Here is a 26,666-nt window from a genome sequence, read left to right on the forward strand (position 1 = left end):
ATGAAAACGATTAACGGTGTTGTACCCGTCATGCTGACCCCTTTTACCGCTGACGACCAGATTGATTATCCAGCGCTGGCGAAGCTGATTGATTGGTATCTGGCAAAGGGCGTGGATGCGCTTTTTGCCGTCTGCCAGTCCAGCGAAATGCAATATCTCAGCCTACAGGAGCGTGTCGAGCTGGCGCGTTTCGTGGTGCAACGCGTGGCGGGACGCATTCCAGTCATTGCCTCGGGCCATATCAGCGATGATCTGGCGGCGCAAAAAGAGGAGTTGCTGGCAATGGCGCAGACCGGCATTGATGCGCTGGTGCTGGTCACTAATCATCTCGATCCGCGTAATGAGGGCAGTGAAGTCTTTTTCGCTACCCTGCAATCGCTGTTAGCGGCTTTGCCTTCTTCCATGCCGCTGGGGCTGTACGAGTGCCCGGCGCCGTATCGCCGCCTGCTTAGCGACGACGAGTTCGCCTGGTGCGCCAACAGCGGTCGTTTCGTGGTGCTGAAAGATGTGAGCTGCGATCTGCCAACCGTTGAGCGCCGCGTGCGTCTGGCGCAGGGAACCCCGCTGAAGGTCATTAACGCCAATGCCGCGATTGCCTGGCCGGCGATGCTGGCGGGCGCCGAAGGTTTCAGCGGCGTGTTCACCAACTTCCATCCCGAACTGTACGGCTGGCTGTGGCGGGAAGGCAAAAATCAGCGGGCGCTGGCCGATGAACTGGCGATATTTCTGTCGCTGGGTGCGGTAACCGAAACGCTGGGCTACCCGAAAAACGCCAAAATTTACCATCAACGGCTGGGGACCTTCGACAGCGATGCCTGCCGGGTTAATAAAGACGATGTGCTGAGCAAATTCTGGGGGCTGACGGTGATCCTCGACCAGATCCGCGCCGGGACTGAACTGTGGCAGCAGCGGATCGCCGGCTAAGGGAGGGATCGTTATGATCGTATCGAGTCTGCAGGCGTGGTCTGCGCAACAGGCCGCGTTTCATCCGGCGATCCGCCAGGCGCTGGCGTTTATCGCCAGCCAGGATTTCCAGCGCTTCGCGCCGGGGAAAATCGACCTGATCCCGGGGAAACTTTTCTGCCTGCTACAGGAGATGGAGAGCGTGCCTTTCGCGCAGGCGCGGCCGGAGTCGCACAAGCAGTTCATTGATATTCAGTATCTGATTTCCGGCGAGGAGCGGATGGGTGTCAGCCGCGCTGAAAGCGGCAGTCATTGCGTTACCGAGGATCGGACGCCGCAGCAGGACATCCTGTTCTGGCAGGTTGAAGAAGAGGAGACGCAGATAACCCTGAAGCCTGGCATGTTCGCCATTTTCTTTCCCCAGGACATCCATCGTCCGTGCTGCCATCCGCGCGATGGCGAGCGGCAACATATCCGTAAAGCAGTGATGAAAATCGATCGCGCCTTGCTGGAGGAGGGTTTATGAGTTCGCTTAATCAAACGGCGGCTGAAGCGATTGCGGCGCCGAAACTCTCGCGTCGACGTTGGGGCATTATTTTAATCCTGCTGCTGGCCGCGGTGGTCAATTACCTCGATCGCGCCAACCTGAGTATCGCGAACACCACCATCGCCAGGGAGTTTGGCTTCTCTGGTACTGAAATGGGGCTGTTATTGTCAGCGTTTCTCTGGCCCTATGCGCTGGCGAATTTACCCGCCGGCTGGCTGGTAGACCGCTTTGGCGCGAAGAAAATGTTCAGCGGCGCGCTGGGGTTATGGTCAGCGGTGACGTTCTTAATGGGCTTCGTGAACACCTATAGCTTCTTCTATGGTTTGCGCATGCTGCTGGGCGTGGCGGAGTCACCGTTCTTCACTTCCGGTATCAAGATCACCCAGAGCTGGTTTGCGGAGAAAGAACGCGGTTTGCCAACGTCAATTATCAATACCGGTTCGCAAATCGCCAATGCGATAGCGCCTCCGGTGCTGACTATTTTGCTGTTATGGATCGGCTGGCGCGGCATGTTCATGGTTGTCGGCCTGCTCGGACTGCCATTGTTGCTGGCGTGGCTTAAGTTTTATCGCGACCCGGACGCGCGCGAGGCGATGCTGATACATACCGGGAAAGTCATACGTCCCGAAGGTGAGCAGCCGAAGGTCAGCTGGGGAGAACTGTTTCGCCGGAAAACCACCTGGTTCATGATTGCCGGTAACTTCTGCATCATGTTTACCATTTGGGTTTATCTGACATGGCTGCCGGGATATCTGGAAACCTCGCTGGGCTTTAGCCTCAAGCAGACCGGTTTTATCGCCTCGATACCTTTCTTTGCCGGTATTATCGGCGTGCTGTGCGGCGGGATGCTTTCTGACAGACTGGTGCGTAGAGGAATGAACGCTGTTACCGCGCGTAAAGTGCCGATTGTGGCGGGCGCCGCGCTGGCGGCCTGCTTCGTGATGCCGATTCCGTTTGTTGATAATAGCGGCGTTGCGATCGCGCTACTGACGCTGGGCTACTTCTGTTCACAAATGCCTTCCGGCGTGATCTGGACGTTAGCGACCGATATGGCGCCGAAAGAACAGGTCGCCTCATTGGGTGCTATCCAGAACTTTGGCGGCTTTCTCGGCGCGGCGCTGGCGCCGATTATCACCGGCATTATTCTTGATGCTACCGGGCACTTTACCAACGTATTTATTCTCGGCGGGATACTGCTGTTTATGGGGGCCTGCTGCTACGGTTTCTTTGTGCGCAAAAATGCCTAATCCCTCTGATACCAAAAACGCCTGATTGCTCAGGCGTTTTCTTTATTACGCAAGGTAAAACACTTCACTCAGTTCAGCGCTTAGCGGGCTGTTATCCGGATTCGTCGGCATCACCTCGCGCATATAGCGCCACCAGCGTTGGCAGACCTCGGTTTCCGCCACCGCATTCCAGCGGGCTTCCGATTCAATTTCCACTGTGGCGAATAGCAGATGGCGCTGTTTATCGAGATAGATCGCATAGTGGTGGGCGCCATGCGCTTTCAGCGTCGCTTCCAGTTCCGGCCAGATGGGATTATGACGGCGCTCATACTCCTCGTGGGCGTCGGGATTAACCTGCATCACGAAGGCTTTGCGGATCATAACGCCTCCAGGTATAACTCGCGCACCTCGTCGCGGCTGGCGCTACGCGGGTTACAGGGCGCGCAGGGGTCGGCCAGCGCTTTATCCAGCCAGCCTTCAATATCGGCCTTACTGACGCCAAGCTGGCTAAAGCCTTCAGGAATACCGACTCGTTTGCTCAACGCGCGAATCGCATTAATCGCCGCCATGCTGGCGGTTTCGTCGCTCATACCACCCGTATCGACGCCCATCGCCTGGGCGATGCGGGCAAAACGCGCTACCGCGTTCGGGCGGTTAAAGTTTTCGATGATCGGCAGCAGGATGGCATTACAAACGCCGTGCGGCAGATTGTGGGTCGCGCCCGGCTGGTGCGCCAGCGCGTGCACCAGACCAAGACCTGCGCTGTTGAACGCCATGCCTGCCAGATACTGACCGTATGCCATCTGCTCGCGTGCCTGCAGATTGTGCCCGTTATCAACGGCCAGCGGCAGCCACTGGTGAATTAAGCGAATCGCTTCCAGCGCGTTGGCGTCGGTCAGCGGATGGGCGCCGACGGAGACAAACGCCTCAATGGCATGAGTTAACGCATCCATACCGGTCGCGGCGGTAACCGACGGCGGAATATCCAGCATGACGCTAGCGTCGTCGACGGCAATATCCGGGATGATGTTAGGGTCGATGATGACCTCTTTCACCTGACGTTCGCTATCGATAATCACCGCGTTGCTGGTCATTTCGGCGGCGGTTCCGGCGGTGGTGTTAATTGCCACCAGCGGCACGCCGGCATTTTTCACTTTGCCCACGCCGGAATAGGCCGTCGATGGCGCCGGGTTGGCGCTGAGGATTTTCACCGCCTTAGCGGTATCGATCGGGCTGCCGCCGCCAAAGGCGATGATATAGTCACACTGCGCCGCACGGAATGCGGCGATACCTTGCTGAACCAGCGCCTCGGTTGGGTTCGGAAAGACCTTATCGAACAGATGATAAGACAGTTGATGCGCTTCCAGCGCCTGAAACAGGCTATCGAGCAGGCCCATTTCCACCAGATGCCCGTCGGTGACAATCAGCGCTTTTCCCCACTGCTTGTCTGCGACCAGGTTTACCATATCGCCGATCGCGCCCGCGCCATGCAGGCTGATTTTCGGTAGTGCCAACATAAAGCTCATGATGATTCTCCTTACAAGGCGGCTCGCTTTCTTAGAGCGCCAGCGCGCTGGCCAGCGGCGTGACGCCAAAGCGTTGGCCTAACGCAATCAATTCTTCGCGGCTTATCGTCTGTTTCATGCCGCCCATCGAATAGACTTTCACCAATACCTCGGCGGATTTTTCGGCGGTATCGATCAGGCCGAAAGTTTCATCCAGCGTCGGGCCGCTGCCGAAGACGCCGTGGAATGGCCACAGCACCAGAGAGTGTTTCTGCATTTCGCCGGCGGTCGCCTGGCCAATCTCGTCGGTACCCGGCACCATCCACGGCAGAATGCCGACGCCGTCCGGGAACACCACCAGGCATTCGGTGCTGCCTTCCCATAGCTTGCGGGTGAACAGATCGCTGTTGTTCTCCAGCACGTAGGTCAGGGCGATCAGGTTGGTGGCATGGCAGTGCATGATCACGCGGTCTTTGCCGCCGGTGGCTTTGATGCGCTCGCAGTGCGACAGGAAATGCGCCGGCAGTTCCGAGGTCGGCACTGCTTCTTCCGTCAGCCCCCACAGAATGAAGTAGCCCGCGCCGTCGCTGTCCACTTTCACCACCCCAAGGTTGGCGGCGGGATCGAGCTGCACGTTACGGAAGAATTTACCGGAACCGGTGACGATAAACGGCTGATTAGCCAGTTCCGGCATCGGCTGGCTTAAGGCGATATAACGCGGCTGGGGGTGAAAATCGGCTTTGAAGGGCGCGATATCCGCTTCATCCAGGCGCAGCGTCAGATTGCCGCCGTTACGTTCGTCCCAGCCTTTAAGCCAGGCGTCGGAGGTGGCTTTGATCATGCCCTGAACGAACCATGAATTGATGATGTTGTGCATAGTTTTGTCTTTCCTGTTGATTCGTAATAGGTGTGACTCCCCGAATAAACCCCATACGGCGCAATCCGGGGAAAGTCAGGCATTAGCCGCGCTGGCTCAGCACGTCTTTTTCATAGGCCCGCACGTTTTCCAGCCACTGGCTGCCTGCCGGCGTATCGTGACGCTGGCAGTACATTTCCCAGATAGCCTGCCACGGCAGCGATTTCTGCTCTTCGAGCAGCGCCAGGCGGGCGGTGTAATCCCCGTCGTTTTCCAGCTGGCGCAGCAGTGCCGTCGGCTCCAGCAGCGCGCGCAGCAGGGCTTTTTTCATGTTGCGGGTGCCGATAACCCACGCCGCGATGCGGTTGATGGAGGCATCAAAGAAGTCGAGGCCGATATGCACGCGGTCGAACAGGTTGTGGCGGATAATTTCGCTGGCGATGGCCTGGGTTTCGTCATCCAGCAGCACCACGTGATCGCTGTCCCAGCGTACCGGGCGGCTGACGTGCAGCAGCAGGCGCGGGATATAGAGCATGGCGGCGGAGATTTTGTCGGAGATGACTTCCGTCGGATGGAAGTGGCCGGCATCCAGGCACAACGCGGTCTGACGGCTGGCGGCGTAGCCCATATAGAATTCATTGGAGCCAACGGTATAGCTTTCGGCGCCGATACCGAACAGCTTGCTCTCAACGGCGTCGATATGGTGCGCCGGATCGAGCTTTTCACTGATGACCTCATCCAGCGCGTTCAGCAGACGCTGGCGCGGGGCGAAGCGGTCGACGGTAATATCTTTCATGCCGTCCGGCACCCAGATATTCATTACCGATGGCGTCCCAAGCTGCTCGCCGAAATAAGCGGAGATGCGGCGGCTGGCTTTACAGTGATCGATCCAGAACTGACGAATCTCCGGGTTGGCGTGCGACAGCGTAAAGCCGTCGGCGCTGAGCGGATGCGAGAAGCAGGAAGGGTTAAAATCGAGCCCCAACTGGTGGCGTTTGGCCCATTCCACCCAGTGCTTAAAGTGTTCCGGCCTGATTTCATTACGCGCTACCGGCGTGGCGGATTCGAGATAAATCGCGTGCAGATTAAGGCGCTTCGGCCCCGGTATCAGGCTGAGCGCTTGTTCGAGATCGGCGCGTAGTTCCTGGGCATTGCGCGCTTTGCCGGGATAGTTGCCGGTGGCCTGAATGCCGCCAGTTAAGTTGCCTTCCGGGTTTTCAAAGCCCGCCACGTCATCGCCCTGCCAGCAGTGCATTGATACCGGCAGGCGGTCCAGCTGACGCAGAGCTTCCTCGGCATCTACGCCGACGGCGGCATAGCGCTGCTTAGCAATTTCCCAGGCTTGTTCAAGTTGAGTGGTCATGCGCAAAGCTCCTTTGTAGGTTGTGGCTGAAATTGCGCGACGAAGCGGGCAATTTCGCTATCTGAATGCGGGGCGAAAGTGATGAGCGACGCGTTGTCGCGTACCACCTGACGGAATTCATCGACATTTTGGAGTTCATCCAGCGCCATCAACTGGATGCCGATATTGCCAAGCGTGGAGGCTTCAATGGGGCCCGCCACCACCGGCAGGCCGCAGGCATCGGCGCACAGCTGGTTAAGCAGCGCGTTCTGGCAGCCACCGCCGACGATATGCAGCTGGCTGAAAGGGTGGCCGCGGAGTGCGGCCAGTTCGTCCAATACCCGGGCATACAGCAGCGCCAGGCTGTCGAAAATGCAGCGCGCCAGTTCGGCGGGAGTGACCGGGATCGGCAGAGCGGACTCCGCGCAGGCGGCTTGAATTTCGGCGCTCATATTGGCCGGATTGATAAAGCGATCGTTATTGCAATCAATCAGATAACGACAGGCCGGCAGCTGCTCCGTGTCGACAATCAGCGCCTGCAGATCGCTAATGTTGTGCTCCTGCAGTACCCGCTGCAGCAGCCATAGGCCCATGATATTTTTCAGCACCCGATAGCGCCCCTCGGCGCCGCCTTCATTAGTGATATTCGCCTTCAGCGCCTGCTGGCTGGTGTAAGGCGTTTTACTTTCAAAGCCCATCAGCGACCAGGTGCCCGATGAGAGATAGGCGGCATTTTTATCCGCCAGCGGCGAGGCGATGACGGCGCTGGCCGTATCGTGGCTGGCGACGGCAACGACCGGGATGCGGTTACCCTGCGGGCAGATCCAGTGACCGATAACATTGCCCGGATGCGTCGGCGTACCGAACCAGTCCGGCTGCGCGCCGCTCCAGCGGAGCAGCTCGTCATCCCAGCTATCGCTATTAATATTGACCAGTTGCGTGGTGGTGGCGTTGGTGTATTCCCAGTTCATTGCGCCGGTCAGGCGGTAGCTGAAGTAGTCCGGGATCAGCAGCGCGTGGGCGACCTGTTCCGCCAGCGCCGGCTGCTGGTTGACCAGCGCCCGCAGCTGATAAAGGGTGTTAAACGGCAGAAACTGGATGCCGCTGCGGCAATAGATACTGGCGCGGCCGAGGTGTTCGATTGCCTGCGCCATCAGGCCGTGAGTGCGGCTATCGCGATAGGAAACCGGCAGGCCGACGCGCTGGCCGTGCTTATCCAGCAAGACGAAATCGACGCCCCAGGTGTCGATACCGATGCTGTCGATCAGGATCCCCTGTTCGCACACCTTCACCAGCCCGCGGCGGATTTCCGCTTCCAGGCTATCGATATCCCAGCAATCGTAGCCATCCACTTTCTGCAGGCGGTTAGTGAAACGATGAACCTCGCGCAGCGTCAGCGATCGCGTCGCGGTTGCATAATTCGCGAGCATGACCCGACCGCTGGAAGCGCCTAAATCAACGGCGACACAATGACGAATACTCATGGCACGACCCTTCTTAAAATCATTACAGGCAGTCTAAAAAAGGCGTCTCTGCGTCACCTTCTCGCTACTGACAGCGAAAGCGGGTGGCTGGCAACAAAGCAAAGGTGACCGTGAGAAGCGTCACAGTTTCGTTTTATAGGCGGCGTGAGGCGGGGTGTGATGCTGGCCGCAGTTCCGGATATTTCCGGCTGGTTCTTGAAAAAACGGCAGGCTTTACGCGGTTTGCGGTCAAAAATTGAAGGCCGGATTGCCAGCCCTTAATTACTATTTGCGACGACGGTTGATAATTTTTCTCATTCGTGGAGGCTGCTATGACCGTGTTGCACTGTACGGATTTTTTTAAGGCCGGCGTCTCGGCGGTGGCGATTGAACCGCGCCTTCCACAAGCGGCCTTTCCAGAGCATCATCATGATTTTCATGAAATTGTTATCGTTGAGCAGGGGACGGGCATCCACGTTTTCAACGGCCAGCCCTATACCATCAGCGGCGGTTCGGTCTGCTTTATTCGCGATCACGATCGCCATCTTTACGAACACACCAATAACCTGTGTCTGACCAATGTGCTTTACCGCGCGCCGGATGCTTTTCGTTTTCTGACCGGCGTGAACCAGCTGCTGCCGCAAGAGCAGGACGGCAACTATCTTTCACACTGGCGGGTCAACCAAACGGTGCTACAGCAGGTGCGGCAAATCGTCGGTCAGATGGAAAAGGTCGGCCCGGGCGTCGAGCCGCATACCATCGCCAGCCGTGAGATCCTTTTTATGCAGCTACTGGTGCTGCTGCACAGCAACAGCCTGGCGGAAGGCGCCGGCAACCACGAGGCGCGGCTGAATCAACTAATGGCCTGGCTGGAAGACCATTTTGCCGAAGAGATATGCTGGGAGGAGGTGGCGGCGCAGTTTTCGCTCTCTTTACGCACCCTGCATCGTCAGTTAAAGCTGCAAACCGGGCTGACGCCCCAGCGCTATCTCAACCGGGTGCGCCTGATGAAGGCGCGGCACCTGCTGCGCCACAGCGATGATAGCGTGACAGAAATCGCTTATCGCTGTGGTTTCGGCGACAGTAACCATTTTTCGACGCTATTTCGCCGTGAATTCGACTGGTCGCCGCGCGATATTCGCCAGGGGCGCGACGCTATTCTTCAGTAACGCGAGAAGAGTCAACGTATTGCCTCAGCAAAATGCGAATAATGGTTGGTTTCCGCGTCGGGAGTGAGAGTTGTGGCAGGTCAGCTGGTGCTTCGCAAAGATGAGTTTTTTGCCTCCCCCACGCAGGCGGTGGCGGTGGCTGACCGTTACCCGCAAAACGTCTTCGCCGAGCATACCCATGAATTTTGCGAGCTGGTGCTGGTGTGGCGCGGCAACGGTCTGCATATCCTCAACGATCGCCCGTGGCGGATTACCCGCGGCGATCTCTTTTATATCCGCGCGGAAGATAAACACTCTTATGCGTCGGTCAACGACCTGGTGCTGCAGAATATTATTTATTGCCCGGATCGGCTGCGGCTCAATTTTGACTGGGCGGCGCATATTCCGGGATTATTCGGCACGCCGTGGCAGCCGCACTGGCGGATCGGCAGCAGCGGCATGGCGCAGGTCAGGCAGGTGATTAACCAGCTGGAGCACGAAAGCGCGCGGCAGGATGCGCAGGCGGATAGCATGGCGGAACTGCTGTTTGCCCAACTGGCGCTAACGCTCCAGCGCTATCGCTACGCCACTGATAATCTGGCGGCGACGCAAAGCGAAACTCAGCTCGATAAACTGCTAACTGAGCTGGCCGGAAGTCTGAATCGCCCCTTTAATCTGGAGCATTTTTGTCTGCGTGAAGCCTGCAGCGAACGCGCGTTACGCCAGCAGTTTCGCCAGCAAACGGGGATGACGATAACCCACTATTTGCGCCAGCTGCGGATCTGCCATGCGCAGTATTTGCTGCAGCATACCGAGCGGCTAATTGGTGAGATCGCTATGCAGTGCGGGTTTGAGGACAGTAACTACTTTTCGGTGGTGTTTAACCGGGAAACCGGTATGACGCCGGGACAGTGGCGGCAGCGCAGTCGCGCCGCCGCGTGAAGGGGAAATCAGTTAGCCATTCCCAGGCCGACGATATTCGCGGCAATGATGATTACCACACAGCCGAGGCTGAGCACGCTGACCGGGCGGCGTCCGGCGTTGTTCCACTCTTTCAGCACCAGCCCGACCAGCCCGCCGCACAGTACGTAGAAGCTCATATGCAGCATCCAGCTCATGTAGTCATACTGTGCCGGGATACTGGCGTGACCCCAGGCATAGAAGAAGAACTGCAGGTACCACATGAGTCCGCCCAATGCGGAAAGCAGAATGTTGCTGATGATAAGCGGTTTTGCCAGCGAGAAGTCGGCTTTTAGCGACAGATCCTTCACTTTGGCGAGGCGAATAAAGCAGAAGCCGAGGTTGACCAGCGCGCCGCCGCCCATGATCACCACGTAGCTTGGCAGCGCGGTATACAGCGGGTCGACGCCCAGCGCCGCGGCGGCTTCATGCATTGGTTTAGCGGCATTCATCGCGAATGACATGCCGGCGGAGAAAATACCGCACATTACCGCCAGCATCAGCCCTTTTTTCAGGTTGAACTCTTCCGCTTTGATGCCCATTTTGCGCTCTTTAAGCTGGCCGGCGCGGGTAACGATACCCACGCCAATCACCGCCACCAGCACGCCGAGCAGGGTCATTTGTCCGCCTTTGGTGTGAATCAACACATCAAAGTGGCCGTTGAGGATCGGCGTCATTAAGGTACCGACGATAAGCGTAATGCCGATAGCGATACCGATACCCATCGACATCCCCAGATAGCGCATGGTCAGGCCATAGTTGATGTTACCGATGCCCCACATCGCGCCGAACAAAAACACCGGCAGCAGCGTGGAAGCGCTAAACGAGCGGTAGTAGGCCCAGAAATCGGGCAGCAGCATGGCGCTTATCGCCCACGGCAGAATCAGCCAGGAGACAATCCCGCCGATCGACCACATGGTTTCCCACGACCAGTGTTTCACCTTCTTGAAAGGGGCATAAAAACAGGCGGCACTGGCGGCGCCGATTAAATGCCAAAAAATTCCCATCGTAATCGCATGATTCATTGCCTTTACCCTCATCTGTTTTTGGGTTGGATAGACTCTCTCCGATGCGATGAGTGTAAAAATTGCGCAGTTTTTACGCCTTTGAGCTGTTGCCACGCCAGGCGAAACTCTGGCAATCAGGGGCTTAATGAGTTGTTTTGGCTCACAAACTGGGGTGTATCTATTTTGGGTATAACCTTAGTAAAACTACGGCATTGATAATCATTTTCAATATCATTTAATTAACTATAATGAACCGACTGCTTACGCGGCGTTAACACCCTCTGCCGCCCGATAATAATGGAGATGATTATGAGTTATACACTGCCATCCCTGCCGTACGCTTACGATGCTCTGGAACCGCATTTCGACAAGCAGACGATGGAGATCCATCATACTAAGCATCACCAGACCTACGTTAACAACGCTAACGCAGCGCTGGAAAGCCTGCCGGAATTCGCTAACCTGTCTGCGGAAGAGCTGATCACCAAACTGGATCAACTGCCGGCTGACAAAAAAACCGTACTGCGTAACAACGCGGGCGGCCACGCTAACCACAGCCTGTTCTGGAAAGGCCTGAAAACCGGCACCACCCTGCAGGGCGACCTGAAAGCCGCTATCGAGCGTGATTTCGGTTCCGTGGACAATTTCAAAGCTGAATTCGAAAAAGCGGCAGCAACCCGCTTTGGTTCCGGCTGGGCGTGGCTGGTGCTGAAAGGCGACAAACTGGCCGTCGTTTCTACCGCTAACCAGGACTCCCCGCTGATGGGCGAAGCCATTTCCGGCGCTTCCGGCTTCCCGATTATCGGCCTGGATGTGTGGGAACACGCTTACTACCTGAAATTCCAGAACCGCCGCCCGGACTATATCAAAGCCTTCTGGGACGTGGTGAACTGGGACGAAGCAGCAGCGCGTTTTGCCGCCAAAAAATAAGGTTGCATTGTGCTAAGAGAGAAGCGAGTCTGATGACTCGCTTTTTTTATATCCGTAGCAAGGAGAGCAGCAATGCATTATCCGGTGAATGTCTTTGTCGGCAAAATCAGGGACTACGACGGTAGCCGCCCCAGCGCAATTGGTAAAATCCAGGTCGATGGCGAATTACAGCTCGGCGAGCTCGGACTGGAAGGGGACGAGCAGGCGGAAAAGAAAATTCACGGCGGGCCGGATCGCGCGTTGTGCCACTATCCCCGCGAGCATTATCTCGACTGGATCCGCGAATTCCCGCAGCAGGCCGATCTGTTCTGCGCACCCGCATTCGGCGAAAACCTTTCTACCGAAGGGCTAACGGAAAAAAACGTCTATATCGGCGATATCTTTCGTTGGGGCGAGGCGCTGATTCAGGTCACTCAACCGCGCTCTCCCTGCTTCAAACTGAATTACCATTTCGGTATTAGCGACATGGCGCAACTGATGCAAAACAGCGGCAAGGTTGGCTGGCTCTACCGCATTATCGCCGGCGGCCAGGTCTCCAGCGATGCGCCGCTGGAGCTGGTATCGCGACTAAGCGATGTGAGCGTACATGAGGCCGGAGCGATTGCCTGGCATATGCCGTTTGACGACGACCAGTATCACCGTCTGTTATCGGCGGCGGGCCTGTCGGTAAGCTGGAGCAGAACGATGCAGAAGCGGCGTTTAAGCGGGCAAATCGAGGATAATTCGCGGAGATTATGGGGGAAATAATTCCCCCATATTGAACGTTGCAACCCGTAGCCCGGCTCAGCGTAGCGCAAGCCGGGACAGGCTCAGGTGCGTTTATACAGCGGCAGCCAGATTGTTAAACGCAGACCACCCAGCGGGCTATCGTCGGCTTTAACCCAGCCGCGATGTTGCTGGATCGCCGTTTCGACAATCGCCAGCCCCAGACCGGTGCCGCCGGACTCGCGATCGCGAGCTTCGTCGGTACGATAGAACGGACGGAAAATCTGTTCGCGATCTTCCGGGCTGACGCCCGGGCCGTCATCATCGACGTTGACCGTGATTCCGTCTTTATCCACCGAGAAGCTGACCGAAATTTTCGTGTGCGAGTAGCGCAGCGCGTTGCGCACGATATTTTCCAGCGCGCTTTCCAGCGCATTGGGGTTACCGTACAGCGGCCAGGGGCCCGGCGGATACTCAACGGTAAAGGATTTCCCCATCTGCTCGGCTTCAAATGCCGCATTGTCCAGCACTTCGCCCCACAGCTGATTCGCTTTCACCGTCTCGCTGACCAGCGCGTTTTTCGCCTGATTACGCGACATCACCAGCAGGTCGTTAATCATGCTGTCCAGCCGATGCGCTTCGGTTTCGATCCGCTCCAGCTCTTTGCTTTCACCGCTGCGGCGGCGCAGCAGCGCGGTGCCTAACTGCAGACGGGTTAACGGCGTGCGTAGCTCGTGCGAGATATCCGACAGCAGCCGCTGCTGGCTGGTCATCATTCGCTCAAGCGCGGTCACCATCTGGTTAAAGCTGGCCCCGGCGGCCAGAAACTCCTGCGGACCGGCTTCCAGCTCCGGATGCTGCCGCAGGTTACCCTGGGCCACTTCGTCGGCGGCGTTTTTCAGCTTGCGCGCCGGTTTCGCCAGGCTCCACGCCAGCCATAGCAGCAGCGGGGCGCTGACCAGCATCGTCACGATAAGCAGTAATAGCGGACGGTCAAATAGCAGGTTGATGAAGTCGGATTGTGAAGTGCTGGCAGGGCGGATGAGATAAAGTTGATAATTATCTTCACCATCCCTGACGGAAAACGGGCCGACCATCTCCAGGCGTCCGTAACGCTTTTTCTGCGGATGATCGGCGTTATCGGCCTGGCCGATAAAGTTACGAATGATCTGCATTTCGTTGCGTTCTGCGCCGATCACGCGGCCTTCGCTGGTGACCAACAACAGCCGCTGCCCCGGCGGCGCCCACTTATCGATGGCGCGAAATAGGCGTCGCCACCACATCAGGTCGTTAGGTGGGTCGTTCGCCAGTTCGGCCTCGACGTGTTGCTCAATCATGATGCCCTGACGTTGCTCGCTTTCCAGCAGCTCGGTCATCTGGCGCGAGTCCAGCTTGGGCAACATCAGTACCAGCATCAACACCAGCGCCAGCGTGAGCCAGAAGATGGCGAAGATGCGTGCGGTTAAACTTCCAATCATGAAGCAGAAACCATCAGATAGCCGCGTCCGCGCAACGTTTTAAACCACGGATGGCCGTCTTTACGCTCCGGCAGCTTACGCCGCAGGTTGGAAATATGCATATCGATAGCGCGGTCGAACGGCGTCAGCCGCTTGCCCAGCACTTCCTGGCTTAAGTGTTCACGTGACACCACCTGACCAAGATGCTGCGCCAGCAGATACAGCAGGGTGAACTCGGTGCCGGTCAGCTCCAGCGTTTGCCCATCAAAATTGGCCTCCTGACGGCCCGGATTGAGGCTTAACGCATCCACTTCCAGGGTCGGAGAACCGGATTCGGTGGTCTGCTGCTGCTCGCTCCAGTGAGAACGACGCAGAATCGCGCGTATACGCGCCACCAGCTCGCGATCGTTAAACGGCTTAGGCAAATAGTCATCCGCCCCGAGTTCGAGGCCGAGAACGCGATCCAGCTCGCTTCCGCGCGCCGTTAGCATGATAACCGGGGTCTGGTGTGTCTGACGTAATTCTTTAAGCGTGTCGATACCGTTTTTCTTCGGCATCATCACATCAAGCAAAAGGAGATCAATGCTGTCGTCAAGAAGCGCCAGCGCCTGTTCACCGTCATGGGCAACGAGCACATTAAAACCTTCCATATCGAGCAGCTCTTTTAACAGGGAGGTGAGCTCCCGGTCATCATCAACTAACAGGATTTTATTCATTGTTTAAATACCTCCGAGGCAGAAATTACGTCATCAAGGCTCGCTAATCCATGACTTTACGTTGTTTTACACCCCCTGACGCATGTTTGCAGCCTGAATCGTAAACTGTCTCTCGTTGAATCGCGACACAAACGTTTTGGGAGTATGTGATGCGCAATGTTATCGCTGCCGTCATGGCCTCAACGCTGGCGCTAAGTGCTACTAGCCAAGCCGCTGAAGTCGTTACCGGCGTTAACTGGCTCCACGGTGAAGAAGGAGCCCAGCGCAGCGGCCAGAGCCATATGTTTGACGGCATAAGTCTAACCGAACAGCAACGACAGCAGTTACGGGATCTTATGCAACGGGCGCGCCATGACCGGCTCCCTGTTAATGTTAGCGAACTGGAGACAATGCATAGCCTTGTCACCGCAGATAAATTTGATGAAAGCGCTGTGCGCGCTCAGGCAGAAAAGATGGCGCAGGAACAGGTTGCCCGCCAGGTAGAAATGGCGAAAGTTCGCAACCAGATGTATCACCTGCTAACCCCTGAGCAGCAAGCGGTTTTAAATGCTAAGCACCAGCAGCGTATGGATCAGTTGCGTGAGGTTGCAAGGATGCAGAAAGGCTCAGCCATGATGCTTTCCAGTAGTAGCAGTACCGTGCAACCCAAGTAACAAACCCTGTTTTCCTTGCCATAGACACCATCCCTGTCTTCCCCCACATGATGTGGGGGTTTTTTTTGTCTTTTTTTCGCCTCAGCCGCCGCATGCCCGTTCATCTTCAGGGTAAAAGTTCAGGTTATACTAAGCGCATCGCCGGAAAAGGAGCGTTTATGAATCAATCTTATGGGCGGCTGGTAAGTCGCGCGGCTATTGCCGCGACGGCGATGGCCTCCGTGTTACTTTTGATCAAAATTTTTGCGTGGTGGTATACCGGTTCGGTGAGTATTCTGGCGGCGCTGGTGGATTCGCTGGTGGATATTGCCGCCTCGCTGACCAACCTGCTGGTGGTGCGTTACTCGCTACAACCCGCTGATGAAGAACATACTTTTGGCCATGGGAAAGCGGAATCGCTGGCGGCGCTGGCGCAGAGCATGTTTATCTCCGGTTCGGCATTGTTTCTGTTCCTGACCGGGATCCAGCATCTGATTCGTCCTGAACCGATGCAGGCGGCAGGCGTCGGGATGGTGGTAACGCTAATTGCCTTGATAAGCACCCTGATGCTGGTGACCTTTCAGCGCTGGGTGGTCAGAAAAACCCAGAGTCAGGCCGTGCGCGCGGATATGCTTCATTATCAGTCTGATGTTATGATGAACGGCGCTATTCTTATCGCCCTCGGCCTCTCCTGGTACGGCTGGCACCGTGCCGATGCGCTGTTTGCATTAGGGATTGGCATCTATATTTTATATAGCGCGCTGCGTATGGGTTACGACGCGGTGCAATCGTTATTAGACCGCGCGCTTCCGGATGAGGAACGTCAGGAAATCATCAGTATCGTGAACAGCTGGCCCGGCGTCAGCGGCGCGCACGATCTACGAACGCGGCAGTCAGGGCCGACTCGCTTTATTCAAATACATTTGGAAATGGAAGATAACCTCCCGCTGGTGCAGGCGCACGTGATCGCCGACCAGGTGGAGCAGGCTATTTTGCGCCGTTTCCCGGGATCGGATGTGATTATCCATCAGGATCCCTGTTCTGTGGTGCCGCCGGCGCAGCAGGGCGTTTTTTGAGCTTTCGGTTATAGTCTGTAAACTCGATGTAAAAATGTGGGGCGGGTAGGCATTTTTTGTATAAATTACCGCCATTTGGTCTGACCTGAATCAATTCAGCCAGAAGCGTTTGATATACTATTGCAATTATCGTCGTGCACTCCTGGTATGGGAGCGCTTCAGGCAACAGGATTATTTTTTGCTTCCTAAGTTCAGAGGTAGTCATGATTAAGAAAATCGGTGTGTTGACAAGTGGCGGTGATGCGCCGGGCATGAACGCAGCAATTCGCGGCGTTGTGCGCGCGGCATTAACGGAAGGTCTGGAAGTTTTTGGAATCTATGATGGTTACCTCGGCCTGTATGAAGATCGTATGGTTCAGCTTGACCGTTACAGCGTGTCCGACATGATCAACCGCGGCGGTACCTTCCTCGGTTCCGCTCGCTTCCCGGAATTCCGTGAAGAGCATATTCGCGCAGTCGCCATTGAAAATATGAAAAAGCGCGGCCTGGACGCGCTGGTTGTTATCGGCGGCGACGGTTCCTATATGGGTGCGATGCGTCTGACCGAGATGGGTTTCCCTTGCATCGGCCTGCCGGGCACCATCGACAACGACATCAAAGGTACTGACTACACTATCGGTTTCTTTACCGCGCTGAGCACCGTTGTTGAAGCTATTGACCGCCTGCGTGACACCTCCTCTTCGCACCAGCGTATCTCTGTGGTGGAAGTGATGGGCCGCTACTGTGGCGATCTGACGCTGGCGGCGGCGATTGCCGGCGGCTGTGAGTTCATCATGGTGCCGGAAGTAGAATATACCCGCGACGATCTGGTGGCTGAAATCAAAGCCGGCATCGCAAAAGGTAAGAAACATGCGATCGTGGCCATCACCGAGCACATGTGCGACGTTGACGAACTGGCTAGCTTCATTGAGAAAGAAACGGGCCGTGAAACCCGTGCGACCGTGCTGGGTCACATTCAGCGCGGCGGCTCTCCGGTTCCTTACGACCGTATTCTGGCTTCCCGCATGGGCGCATATGCTATTGAACTGCTGCTGCAGGGCTTTGGCGGCCGCTGTGTCGGTATCCAGAACGAGAAGCTGGTTCACCACGACATCATCGATGCTATCGAAAATATGAAGCGTCCGTTCAAGTCTGACTGGATGGATTGCGCGAAGAAACTGTACTAAGTTTCTCGGCATAGCAAAAAGGCCTTCTCACGGAGAAGGCCTTTTTTTTCGTAGCGTATAAAACCGAGCGAGCCATGCTCGGTATGCTGGTTATCGACAAGCGTGGGTTTCGATTTCAAGGGCGAAATTGAACCTTGCGTTGCAAATGATAATTTTCTAGCGATTGGCTTAACAGCTCAGAAAAAACAGAATGATTTTCTTGCGCGATTGTTAATCTTAACACCGCTTCTAAAGTATCTATTTCTTCATCTTCAAGTGGTCTGCCGGTGGCTATCTCCAGCCGATTTTCTTGCCAGCGGTAGCGCGTAGGGATCGTATCGTGCCAGGTTCTGTAGTTTTTCTCGGGAGTTCTATACCATAAATTTGGGCCTTTTCCTGTCGCCTTCTTTTGCGTCACTTTCAGCATTTTTTCTGTATCAGAAAAATAATCAGCCATTTCTTGCAAAATTTGTTGTTTTTGCGAGTTGTCCAGCATTGCAAATTGCAGTGTTACTTGGGTCGATGGATAGCCAACGATTTCTTTGTATTCCTTTTCAAAGGTCGCTGCGTTACGTGGAAGAGATACCGCACCGATAAATATAATGAAAGCTGCTCCTAAGCGTAATGACGCAGCAAGGACATAGGGCGGTTGGGCTAAAATCAGGATGCGAAATCCTCGATATAGTAGCCATGGTATCGAAATAAAGCTGAGGAAATAGAGTATTTCACGCAAGTCATGCACTCCTTTGCGCTTGTGTGAGCGATTAACCATCCTGGTTATAAAGAAAAGGCAGGCTGCGCCTGCCTTTCAATGCTAGTGCTATTCGATATCCAGCGCATCCTCGGAAAGGATGATACCGGTATTGTCGGCATACAGATGATCGCCGGAGAAGAAGGTGACGCCGCCGAAATTGACGCGCACGTCGCTTTCGCCGATACCTTCCCCTGCAGCGGCCACTGGAATGGCGGCTAATGCCTGGATACCGATATCTAAATCTTCCAGGTCGTCAACCTGGCGCACCGCGCCATAGACCACCAGCCCTTCCCATTCGTTTTGTACCGCCAGACGCGCCAGGTCTGCGTCAATTAACGCGCGTCGCACGGAACCGCCGCCGTCGATGAGGAGAATATGACCACGGCCATTCTGCTCGAGCAGATCGTAGAGCAACCCGTTATCCTCGAAACATTTTACCGTAATGATCTGTCCACCAAACGACGACCGCCCTCCAAAGTTGGAAAACAGCGGTTCCACGACATTGACATCTTCCTGGTAGATGTCGCAAAGCTCGGAAGTATCGTATTTCATAGGCTTAACGTTCAGTTGCTGCGAGAATTTTTAGTATATCCCGTGAACTGCATTGTTTGCAAAATCATCAATTGTTAATTGATATTTGTCAGTTATGCCGCCAGCTTACTGCCGATAATCCCGATGACAAACAGCAGGTTGGTTAATAATGCCGCTTTGACCGTGCGTTCGAGCATCGGACGCATCGCCACCGGTTCGCGCTCACGCATGACGAAACGCGCCTGTTTCACCAGTAGCGGAATGGCGAGAATAAACAGCCAGCCCCACAGGCTGCGCAGCGCCAGCAGGTTAAACAGCGCCAGGCACAGTGGAGCGCCGAACAGCAGGACGCTGTGATAACGGCGAGCGTTAATTGGCCCCAGACGGACCGCCAACGTATTTTTACCGTTCGAACGGTCGCTATCGATATCGCGCAGGTTATTGATATTCAGCACCGCTGCGGCCAGCAGGCCACAGGCGGTAGCGGGCAGGAAAATAACCGCGTCGATGCTGTGCGCCTGCAGATACCAACTGCCGACGACGCTCAGCCAGCCGAAGAAAACCAGCACCGAGATATCGCCAAGGCCAATATAGCCGTAAGGACGCGTGCCAACGGTATAAGTGATAGCCGCAATAATCGACAACCCGCCGAGCACCATAAAGCCGATGAAGTCCGCCATTGTCTGCCAGGCGGAGAACAGCAACGCCAGGCCGGAAAGGCAAATCAGCGCTACCGTTACGATCAGCGCGCGTTTCATCTGCGCTTGGGTGATGGCGCCTTTTTGCATTCCGCGCAGCGGCCCAATACGGTCAGGTTTATCGCTGCCTTTAACGGCGTCGCCATAATCATTGGCGAGATTAGATAAAATTTGCAGCAAACCGGCGGTGATGAGCGCCAGCAGCGCGACCAGCGGATCGAAGTGGCCTTGCTGCCACGCCAACGCGGTGCCGACGACGATAGCGGCGAACGCCAGAGGTAATGTTTTGGGACGCAGGCTTTCAAGCCAGGCCTTGGTGCGTGTTATCGGTTGTTCAGTCATTTCTTTCAGCCAAAAAAATGGGGCTATCATAGCCCCATCGTGTGTGATGAAAATGCATTGAACCGGATTATAGGATAAAACGGCTCAGATCTTCATCTGCCACCAGAACATCCAGGTGTTTACCGACATAATCACCGTCGATGGTCACCGTCTGGCCGTTCATTTCGCTGGCATCATAAGAGATATCTTCGATCAGACGTTCCAGCACCGTGTGCAGGCGACGCGCGCCGATGTTTTCGGTGGTTTCGTTAACCTGCCATGCGGCCTGAGCGATACGCTTGATACCATCTTCGGTGAATTCGATATTCACGCCTTCGGTGGCCATCAGCGCTTTGTACTGCACGGTGATGGAGGCATTCGGCTCGGTCAGAATACGTTCGAAATCATGGGTGGTCAGCGCTTTCAGCTCAACGCGGATCGGCAGACGGCCCTGCAGTTCCGGGATCAGATCGGATGGGCTGGCGACCTGGAACGCGCCGGAGGCGATAAACAGAATGTGATCGGTTTTCACCATCCCGTGTTTAGTGGAGACGGTGCAGCCTTCCACCAGCGGCAGCAGGTCGCGCTGAACGCCTTCACGAGACACATCCGGGCCGGAGGAGTTGCCGCCGCGCTTACAGATTTTGTCGATTTCGTCGATAAACACGATACCGTGCTGTTCAACGGCGTCGATAGCTTCTTGCTTCAGCTCTTCCGGGTTAACCAGCTTCGCTGCTTCTTCTTCGATAAGCAGCTTCATCGCGTCTTTGATTTTCAGCTTACGCGGTTTCTGTTTCTGGCCGCCCAGGTTCTGGAACATGGACTGCAGCTGGCTGGTCATCTCTTCCATGCCCGGAGGGGACATGATTTCAACGCCCATTGGCGCCGCGGCGAGGTCGATTTCGATCTCTTTGTCGTCAAGCTGGCCTTCGCGCAATTTCTTGCGGAATGCCTGACGCGCAGCTGAAGGCTCCTGCGGCTGTTCAGCCTGGCCCCAGTTGTTTTTCGCCGGGGGGATCAGCACGTCGAGGATACGCTCTTCGGCCATTTCTTCGGCGCGATAGCGGTTTTTATCGATGGACTGCATGCGGACCATTTTGATCGCGGCGTCGGTCAGATCGCGGATGATAGAGTCCACTTCTTTACCAACATAGCCCACTTCGGTGAACTTGGTCGCTTCAACTTTGATGAACGGCGCGTTGGCCAGTTTCGCCAGACGACGGGCGATTTCGGTTTTACCGACGCCGGTCGGGCCAATCATCAGAATGTTTTTCGGTGTGACTTCATGACGCAGCTCTTCATTAAGCTGCATACGGCGCCAGCGGTTACGCAGGGCGATAGCAACAGAACGCTTGGCTGCGTCCTGGCCGATAATATGTTTGTCCAGTTCGCTGACAATTTCGCGTGGGGTCATTTCAGACATGGGAGATCCTTACGCTTTAGAAGGTAATTCTTCGATGGTGTGGAAGTGGTTGGTATAGATGCAGATATCCCCTGCAATATCCAACGCTTTCTCGGCGATGTCGCGAGCGCCCATTTCGGTGTTTTCCAGCAGCGCGCGAGCGGCGGCCTGGGCATATGGCCCGCCGGAGCCAATCGCAATCAAATCGTTTTCTGGCTGAACCACGTCACCGTTACCGGTGATGATAAGCGACGCGTTTTCGTCAGCGACGGCGAGCAGCGCTTCCAGCTTGCGCAGCATGCGGTCGGTACGCCAGTCTTTCGCCAGCTCAACGGCGGCTTTCACCAGATGGCCCTGATGCATCTCCAGCTTACGTTCGAAAAGTTCGAACAGGGTGAAGGCGTCAGCGGTGCCGCCAGCGAAACCAGCGATCACTTTGTCGTTGTACAGACGACGCACTTTCTTCACGTTGCCTTTCATCACGGTGTTGCCCAGCGTGGCCTGGCCATCACCGGCGATAACGACATGGCCGTTACGGCGAACACTAACTATTGTTGTCACGAGCAGACCCCTTGGTTGCAAAAGCGGAATAGGGGCCCCGCGCGTTACGCGGGGCAGAATGCAATTATAGATGGGGGGGATTTTTGGGGTTTCAACCCCTGGCGGCGAGACGGATGCAGTTTGCGTGTCCGGCCATCTTGAGACGGTTGATCATATCGTTGGCGTTCTCTTTGCCTTTCAGCGGCCCAATCACCACCCGATTCCAGCCGTTATTGGTGGTGATGTGCGAAGCAAAGCCCTCAAAGGCTAACTGAGCGCGCACGGTTTCGGCCTGCTCGGCGCCTTTAAAGGAACCACACTGAACCATCCAGCTGCGATCGTCTTTCTTCTCGGCGGCTGCGGCTTTCGGCGCTTCTTCCACGCGGGCGACCGGCGCGGCGGCCTGGGTTTTCGGCTGCGTGGTGGTGTTATGCGCCGGCGTCTGCAGCAGATCCTGATACGGCTGCTGGTTAGACGCGGTTTGCTTCGGTTGCTGTTGCTGCACCGGCTTCGGCTGCTGGACGCGCGGCTGTTGCTGCGTGGTCTGCTGCTGAGTCTGCGCCCACTGTTGCTGCTGCGCCTGCTGCTGTTGTTGTGCCAGACGTTGACGCTGCAGCGTCTGCTGACGCTGCGCCGGCGTTTGTTCGTTCCACGGCACTTCGGTCAGCTGCGTGGGCTGCTGACGCATATCCGCCTGCATCTGCGCCAACAGTTGGCGCTGCTCGTCGGTTAGCTGCTCGGGTTTCATCACTTCGCCGCCGGCGGTCGGCTCGGTAGGCGCGCGAACGCCCGGCTGGCGGCTTTCCAGCTCTTTAATATAGCGCCAGCGCTCTTCCGGCTTCGGCGGAAGACCGTTGCCTGCCGCCTGGCGGTTTTGCAGCGCTTCCGCTTCTTCTTTCTTGTGATGGGTAATGAAATACAGACCACCGATAAAGGCCACCAGCACGGCCGCCGCGATCGCAACCATAGTCGGTGAAATCGCCGGAAGGCTACTTTGCTTGTTCCTTGAGCTTCGGGGGCTGCTCTTTTTGCGCCGCGAAGGAGCCGGTTGGCTGCGGCGTACATAATCTCGTTGTGCCACTATCGTTTCGCTGTCTTATATTCGTTCGTCAGCCCGCCATGTTACTTAAGCGGCGGGCCTTTGACCAGAAGAGCAGGCCCGAAAGCCTGATGGTTATCGTCTGATTTTTTGCGTACTGCCGCGAACGATCAGTTCGCAATCGAGCAGACGCGAGCCGCTGTTGACGTTACGGCCCTGCATTTGCTCGAGTAAAAGCAGCATTCCTTCACGGCCGATATCAAAACGCGGCTGTGAAACGGTGGTTAACGGCGGATCGCAAAATTCAGACAACGCGATGTTATCAAACCCAACAATCGATAAATCCTCCGGCACCCTCAGGCCGCGGCGTTTGGCCAGCGACAACGCGCCCAGCGCCATGACGTCGCTATGGCAAAAGACCGCGGTCGGCGGCACCGGCTGCGCCAGCAGTTGCTCCAGCGCGTTGGCACCGGCTTCAAAGGTAAAGTTGCCGCGGGCGATGTAGTGCGGATCGACGGTGATACCGCTGCGGCGCAGCGCCTGAACGTATCCCTGCAGCCGGTAATGGCACAGCGGCATATCCTCCGGCCCGGCGATACAGCCGATACGTTGATGCCCCAGTTCGTGGAGATAATTGACGGCATTAAACGCGGCGGTCAGGTTATCGATATGCACGGTAGGGAGCTCCAGCTCCGGCGCGAACTCGTTCGACATGACCATCGGCGGCAAATTACGCTGCTCTTCGACGCTGGCGTCGAACGGCAGGCGCGAGCTCAGCAGCACCATACCGTCAATTTGTTTGGTGATAATGAGATCAATAAAGGTTTTTTCTTTCTGATTCTGATGGGCGCAATCGCCGATCAGCACCAGATAGCCTTCGTCGGCGGCAGTCACTTCAATACCGCGAATCACCTCACTGAAGAAGGGATCGCAAATATCCGGCACGATCACAAGGATCGTCCGCGACTCATTGCGTTTCATGTTACGCCCGAGCGACTGCGGTAAATAGCCGACTTCCTGCGCCGCCTGCTCCACCCGACTACGGGTTGCCTGCGACACTTTGTCGGGATTCATTAGCGCACGGGATACGGTTGCCGTTGAAACGTTTGCCTTCAGGGCGACGTCTTTCATGGTGGCGGCAACCATTTGTTTTTTGGGCTTCACCTGGTTTCTCCTCGCTGACTGCGCAGACACATCCCTTGCGTGCTGACATCAGCAACATTTTTAACAGATAGTACAGCCTGAGAGTTACAGAATTTTCATGAAAAACGTGACGGTTGTTGAATTTTTCGATCCGCCTCGCAAGAGAAGACTTAGCCTTCAATAGGATCGACATCCAGTACCCACTTCACTTTACGCGCTTCCGGCAGGGTGTTTATCAACGCCAGCGTACCGCTGACGATATGCTGTAGACGTATGCGGGAAGGGTGCTGGAGTAGAATTTGCCAGCGCCAGCGCCCGCCGCGCTTCGGCGCCAGCGCGGGAACCGGGCCGAGTACCCACAGTTTATCATCAGCCAGCGGGCTGGCCTGCAGCAGGTTACGTAGCTGCTGTAAAAACAGCGGCGCCTGCTGGTTATTATGGTCTTCGGCGCGGATCAGAACGTGGCTGGTCCACGGCGGTAGCTGCATGGTTTGCCGCTCCGCCAGCGCCTGCTCGGCAAACGCATCGTAGCCTTTATAGAGCAGGGTCTGCAGCAGCGGGTGTTCCGGATGGTGGGTTTGCAGGATCACTTCACCTTGTTTGCCCGCGCGTCCGGCGCGGCCGGAGACCTGGGTATAGAGCTGGGCAAAACGCTCCGCCGAGCGGAAGTCGGCGGAAAACAGCGCGCCATCGACATCCAGCAGCGACACCAGGGTGACGTCCGGGAAATGATGTCCCTTAGCCAGCATTTGGGTACCAATCAGAATGCGCGCGCCGCCGCGATGGACGTCGGCAAGATATTGCTCCAGCGCCCCTTTACGGCTGGTGGTATCGCGGTCGATGCGTGAGATTGGTACATCAGGAAACATCGGCGCCAGCGCTTGCTCCAGCTGTTCGGTCCCCAGACCGACTGGCACCAGGTGCGTCGACCCGCAGGAAGGACATTGGCGCGGAATGGGGCGCTGGCTGTCGCAGTGGTGGCAGCGCAGATGGTGTTGCGCCTGATGCAGGGTGTAGTAACTATCGCAGCGCGGGCACTCCGCTATCCAGCCGCAGTCGTGGCACAGCAGCGCCGGGGCGAAACCGCGGCGGTTCAAAAACAGGATCACCTGATTGTCGGCCTGCAGATGCTGGCGCATGCGATTAATCAGCGCAGGCGAAAGCCCCGCCTGTAGCTGTTGGCCCTTTAAATCGAGCACGTGCTGCTGCGCCGGGCGGGCGTTGCCCGCGCGTTTGGTCAGCTTTAACTCACGGTACTTACGCTGGCGCACGTTGTAGAGCGTCTCCAGCGCCGGGGTCGCCGAGCCGAGGATAATCGGGATCTGTTCGCTGTGGGCGCGCCATACCGCCAGGTCGCGAGCGTGATAACGCCAGCCTTCCTGCTGTTTATAGGAGCTATCGTGTTCTTCGTCGATGACAATAACGCCGAGGTCTTTAAACGGCGTAAACAGCGACGAGCGGGTACCGATAACGATCGCCGCTTCGCCATTTTTCGCCTTTAGCCATGATGCGAGGCGCTCGCTGTCGTTCAGACCTGAATGCAGCACCTCCACCGGGGCGTTAAAACGCTGGCGGAAGCGGGCGATGGTCTGCGGCGTCAGGCCGATTTCCGGTACCATCACCAGCGCCTGTCGACCCTGCGCCAGCACGTTCTCCAGTACGCTAAGATAGACTTCCGTTTTCCCTGAGCCGGTAATACCCGCCAGCAGCCAGGCGGAAAAACGGTCCGAGGCGCTATGAATTGCCCCGACGGCGGTCGCCTGCTCGGTATTCAGACGCAGCCGTTCGCCGGGCACAGCGAAGCTGGTCCGCCAATCGCTAATGGCTGGGGATTCGCTGGCCAATTCCGCCAGCCCTTTGCCGCGCAGCGCCTGTAGCGCCGCGTCATTGAATTCAAGCTCTGCGACCTGATAGCGCCAGATTTTGCCCTGGCGCAGCGCCGCCAGCGCCTGCTGCTGCTTCGGCGAGCGTTTAAGGCTATTGATATCCAGCGCTTGTCCCTGTTCCGTCGCAAACCAGTACCACATTGGCGCGGCGCTGGCCGGTTTGCCCTGGCGCAGCATAATCGGCAGCGCGTGGAACAGCACATCGCCGATGTGATGATGATAGTAATCCGCGGCCCATAGCAGCATGCGCCAGACGGTAGAGGAGAATACCGGTTCGCTATCCAGCGCTTCGGCGACCGGTTTGAGTTCCGCGAGCGGGAGTTCGCTACGCTCGCTGACCGACACCACGATACCGATCCGCTCCTGTTTGCCGAACGGCACGCGTACGCGACAGCCCGCCTTGACCGGGATGCCTTCAGGCAACAAATAGTCAAAGGTGCGGGGCAGCGGAACGGGCAGGGCGACATGAGCGACGGACATGGAATCTTCCTGACTTGAAATCTGGCGGGTTAGTATACACATTACCGAAGGCGGCGCGGATAAGTTTGCATCTGCTGGTCAAATTCTGTATGATTCGCCGCCTTTGGTGCGCTTTATGCCGCATCAAACTCCCAAAACCCGGGAAATTCGTTAAGCCGGTATGCGCCAGCTGTGCGAAGGTCGTCGGGAAATTATTAATATCGCGTGGTGTCTGGCGTTAGGGCTGGAAGAGCGACGCGGCCTTAACTGAGGTT

Annotated in this window: 26 protein-coding genes; 10 read left to right on the plus strand and 16 right to left on the minus strand. The window is 56.5% G+C overall.

From position 1 onward, the window contains the following. From PGS10_RS23070 to PGS10_RS23080, 3 genes are read left to right on the plus strand one after another with little or no spacing between them, the layout of a single operon-like run. Positions 1-924, plus strand: coding sequence for a dihydrodipicolinate synthase family protein (locus PGS10_RS23070; RefSeq protein WP_032712972.1), 924 nt, complete (start codon positions 1-3; stop codon positions 922-924). A gap of 13 nt (positions 925-937) precedes the next feature. Next, positions 938-1,429 carry a YhcH/YjgK/YiaL family protein gene (locus PGS10_RS23075; RefSeq protein ID WP_047041910.1) on the plus strand — a complete coding sequence of 164 codons (492 nt, stop codon included), beginning with the start codon at positions 938-940 and terminating at the stop codon, positions 1,427-1,429. Beyond that, positions 1,426-2,697: an MFS transporter gene (locus PGS10_RS23080; RefSeq protein ID WP_045395280.1), complete on the plus strand. Its 1,272-nt coding sequence runs from the start codon at positions 1,426-1,428 to the stop codon at positions 2,695-2,697. The genes PGS10_RS23075 and PGS10_RS23080 overlap by 4 nt, the downstream gene beginning before the upstream one ends. A gap of 45 nt (positions 2,698-2,742) precedes the next feature. On the opposite strand, the gene rhaM is transcribed toward PGS10_RS23080, so the two are convergent. The 5 genes from rhaM to rhaB form a co-directional block, all read right to left on the minus strand. Next, a complete protein-coding gene (rhaM, locus tag PGS10_RS23085; protein ID WP_047045465.1) occupies positions 2,743-3,057 on the minus strand; it encodes an L-rhamnose mutarotase in 315 nt (104 codons plus the stop codon). Then, entirely contained in the window at positions 3,054-4,202 is a 1,149-nt protein-coding gene (gene fucO / locus PGS10_RS23090) for a lactaldehyde reductase (RefSeq protein ID WP_047045462.1), read from the minus strand. Before fucO ends, rhaM begins: the two co-directional genes overlap by 4 nt. A 31-nt stretch (positions 4,203-4,233) precedes the next feature. Next, entirely contained in the window at positions 4,234-5,058 is an 825-nt protein-coding gene (gene rhaD, locus PGS10_RS23095; RefSeq protein ID WP_015703941.1) for a rhamnulose-1-phosphate aldolase, read from the minus strand. Between the two features lie 82 nt (positions 5,059-5,140). After that, positions 5,141-6,400: an L-rhamnose isomerase gene (gene rhaA / locus PGS10_RS23100; protein ID WP_045395283.1), complete on the minus strand. Its 1,260-nt coding sequence runs from the start codon at positions 6,398-6,400 to the stop codon at positions 5,141-5,143. Then, positions 6,397-7,863 carry a rhamnulokinase gene (gene rhaB, locus PGS10_RS23105; RefSeq protein WP_213797857.1) on the minus strand — a complete coding sequence of 489 codons (1,467 nt, stop codon included), beginning with the start codon at positions 7,861-7,863 and terminating at the stop codon, positions 6,397-6,399. The genes rhaA and rhaB overlap by 4 nt, the downstream gene beginning before the upstream one ends. 311 nt (positions 7,864-8,174) lie before the next feature. Here rhaB and rhaS point away from each other — a divergent pair, with 311 nt between their 5' ends. Beyond that, positions 8,175-9,011 (plus strand): HTH-type transcriptional activator RhaS, encoded by an 837-nt coding sequence (rhaS, locus tag PGS10_RS23110; RefSeq protein ID WP_047045450.1) that lies wholly within the window; start codon positions 8,175-8,177, stop codon positions 9,009-9,011. 72 nt (positions 9,012-9,083) lie between these two features. Beyond that, positions 9,084-9,932: an HTH-type transcriptional activator RhaR gene (rhaR, locus tag PGS10_RS23115; protein ID WP_047045449.1), complete on the plus strand. Its 849-nt coding sequence runs from the start codon at positions 9,084-9,086 to the stop codon at positions 9,930-9,932. Between the two features lie 8 nt (positions 9,933-9,940). On the opposite strand, the gene rhaT is transcribed toward rhaR, so the two are convergent. Beyond that, positions 9,941-10,975 carry an L-rhamnose/proton symporter RhaT gene (gene rhaT / locus PGS10_RS23120; RefSeq protein ID WP_032706783.1) on the minus strand — a complete coding sequence of 345 codons (1,035 nt, stop codon included), beginning with the start codon at positions 10,973-10,975 and terminating at the stop codon, positions 9,941-9,943. 291 nt (positions 10,976-11,266) lie between these two features. On the opposite strand from rhaT, the gene sodA reads away from it, so the two are divergent. Both sodA and yiiM read left to right on the plus strand, forming a co-directional pair. Further along, positions 11,267-11,887, plus strand: coding sequence for a superoxide dismutase [Mn] (gene sodA, locus PGS10_RS23125; protein ID WP_015368940.1), 621 nt, complete (start codon positions 11,267-11,269; stop codon positions 11,885-11,887). Positions 11,888-11,959: 72 nt separating this feature from the next. After that, on the plus strand, positions 11,960-12,634 hold the full coding sequence (yiiM, locus tag PGS10_RS23130) for a 6-hydroxyaminopurine reductase (RefSeq protein ID WP_045395291.1): 675 nt from the start codon (positions 11,960-11,962) through the stop codon (positions 12,632-12,634). A 62-nt stretch (positions 12,635-12,696) separates the two neighbouring features. Here the strand turns inward: yiiM and cpxA are convergent, their stop codons facing one another. Then, complete coding sequence (cpxA, locus tag PGS10_RS23135) at positions 12,697-14,070, minus strand: envelope stress sensor histidine kinase CpxA (RefSeq protein ID WP_015368938.1); 1,374 nt, start codon at positions 14,068-14,070, stop codon at positions 12,697-12,699. Continuing rightward, the gene (gene cpxR / locus PGS10_RS23140; protein ID WP_015368937.1) at positions 14,067-14,765 is read right to left on the minus strand and encodes an envelope stress response regulator transcription factor CpxR; all 699 of its coding nucleotides are present in this window, start codon (positions 14,763-14,765) and stop codon (positions 14,067-14,069) included. The genes cpxA and cpxR overlap by 4 nt, the downstream gene beginning before the upstream one ends. Before the next feature lie 149 nt (positions 14,766-14,914). Here cpxR and cpxP point away from each other — a divergent pair, with 149 nt between their 5' ends. From cpxP to pfkA, 3 genes are all read left to right on the plus strand, one after another. Then, positions 14,915-15,418: a cell-envelope stress modulator CpxP gene (gene cpxP, locus PGS10_RS23145; RefSeq protein ID WP_015368936.1), complete on the plus strand. Its 504-nt coding sequence runs from the start codon at positions 14,915-14,917 to the stop codon at positions 15,416-15,418. A 158-nt stretch (positions 15,419-15,576) separates the two neighbouring features. Beyond that, positions 15,577-16,473 (plus strand): CDF family cation-efflux transporter FieF, encoded by an 897-nt coding sequence (gene fieF / locus PGS10_RS23150; protein ID WP_045395293.1) that lies wholly within the window; start codon positions 15,577-15,579, stop codon positions 16,471-16,473. A 203-nt stretch (positions 16,474-16,676) separates the two neighbouring features. Then, the gene (pfkA, locus tag PGS10_RS23155) at positions 16,677-17,639 is read left to right on the plus strand and encodes a 6-phosphofructokinase (RefSeq protein WP_015368934.1); all 963 of its coding nucleotides are present in this window, start codon (positions 16,677-16,679) and stop codon (positions 17,637-17,639) included. 115 nt (positions 17,640-17,754) lie between these two features. On the opposite strand, the gene PGS10_RS23160 is transcribed toward pfkA, so the two are convergent. From PGS10_RS23160 to priA, 8 genes are all read right to left on the minus strand, one after another. Further along, positions 17,755-18,351, minus strand: coding sequence for a hypothetical protein (locus PGS10_RS23160; RefSeq protein WP_213797856.1), 597 nt, complete (start codon positions 18,349-18,351; stop codon positions 17,755-17,757). Positions 18,352-18,438: 87 nt separating this feature from the next. Next, positions 18,439-18,924 carry a ribonuclease E activity regulator RraA gene (gene rraA / locus PGS10_RS23165; protein WP_015703948.1) on the minus strand — a complete coding sequence of 162 codons (486 nt, stop codon included), beginning with the start codon at positions 18,922-18,924 and terminating at the stop codon, positions 18,439-18,441. A 92-nt stretch (positions 18,925-19,016) separates the two neighbouring features. Next, positions 19,017-19,943, minus strand: coding sequence for a 1,4-dihydroxy-2-naphthoate polyprenyltransferase (gene menA / locus PGS10_RS23170; RefSeq protein ID WP_047078396.1), 927 nt, complete (start codon positions 19,941-19,943; stop codon positions 19,017-19,019). A gap of 67 nt (positions 19,944-20,010) precedes the next feature. Beyond that, positions 20,011-21,345: an HslU--HslV peptidase ATPase subunit gene (gene hslU / locus PGS10_RS23175; RefSeq protein WP_045395296.1), complete on the minus strand. Its 1,335-nt coding sequence runs from the start codon at positions 21,343-21,345 to the stop codon at positions 20,011-20,013. A gap of 9 nt (positions 21,346-21,354) precedes the next feature. Then, on the minus strand, positions 21,355-21,885 hold the full coding sequence (gene hslV / locus PGS10_RS23180; protein ID WP_015368930.1) for an ATP-dependent protease subunit HslV: 531 nt from the start codon (positions 21,883-21,885) through the stop codon (positions 21,355-21,357). Positions 21,886-21,976: 91 nt separating this feature from the next. Continuing rightward, positions 21,977-22,945, minus strand: coding sequence for a cell division protein FtsN (ftsN, locus tag PGS10_RS23185; protein ID WP_072048011.1), 969 nt, complete (start codon positions 22,943-22,945; stop codon positions 21,977-21,979). A gap of 93 nt (positions 22,946-23,038) precedes the next feature. Next, positions 23,039-24,067: a DNA-binding transcriptional regulator CytR gene (gene cytR, locus PGS10_RS23190; protein WP_015368928.1), complete on the minus strand. Its 1,029-nt coding sequence runs from the start codon at positions 24,065-24,067 to the stop codon at positions 23,039-23,041. Between the two features lie 149 nt (positions 24,068-24,216). Further along, positions 24,217-26,412: a primosomal protein N' gene (gene priA, locus PGS10_RS23195; RefSeq protein WP_316423563.1), complete on the minus strand. Its 2,196-nt coding sequence runs from the start codon at positions 26,410-26,412 to the stop codon at positions 24,217-24,219. Positions 26,413-26,666 lie beyond the last annotated feature (254 nt).

This window comes from Klebsiella sp. 141153 (assembly GCF_032601995.1).
GTDB lineage: Bacteria > Pseudomonadota > Gammaproteobacteria > Enterobacterales > Enterobacteriaceae > Klebsiella > Klebsiella aerogenes.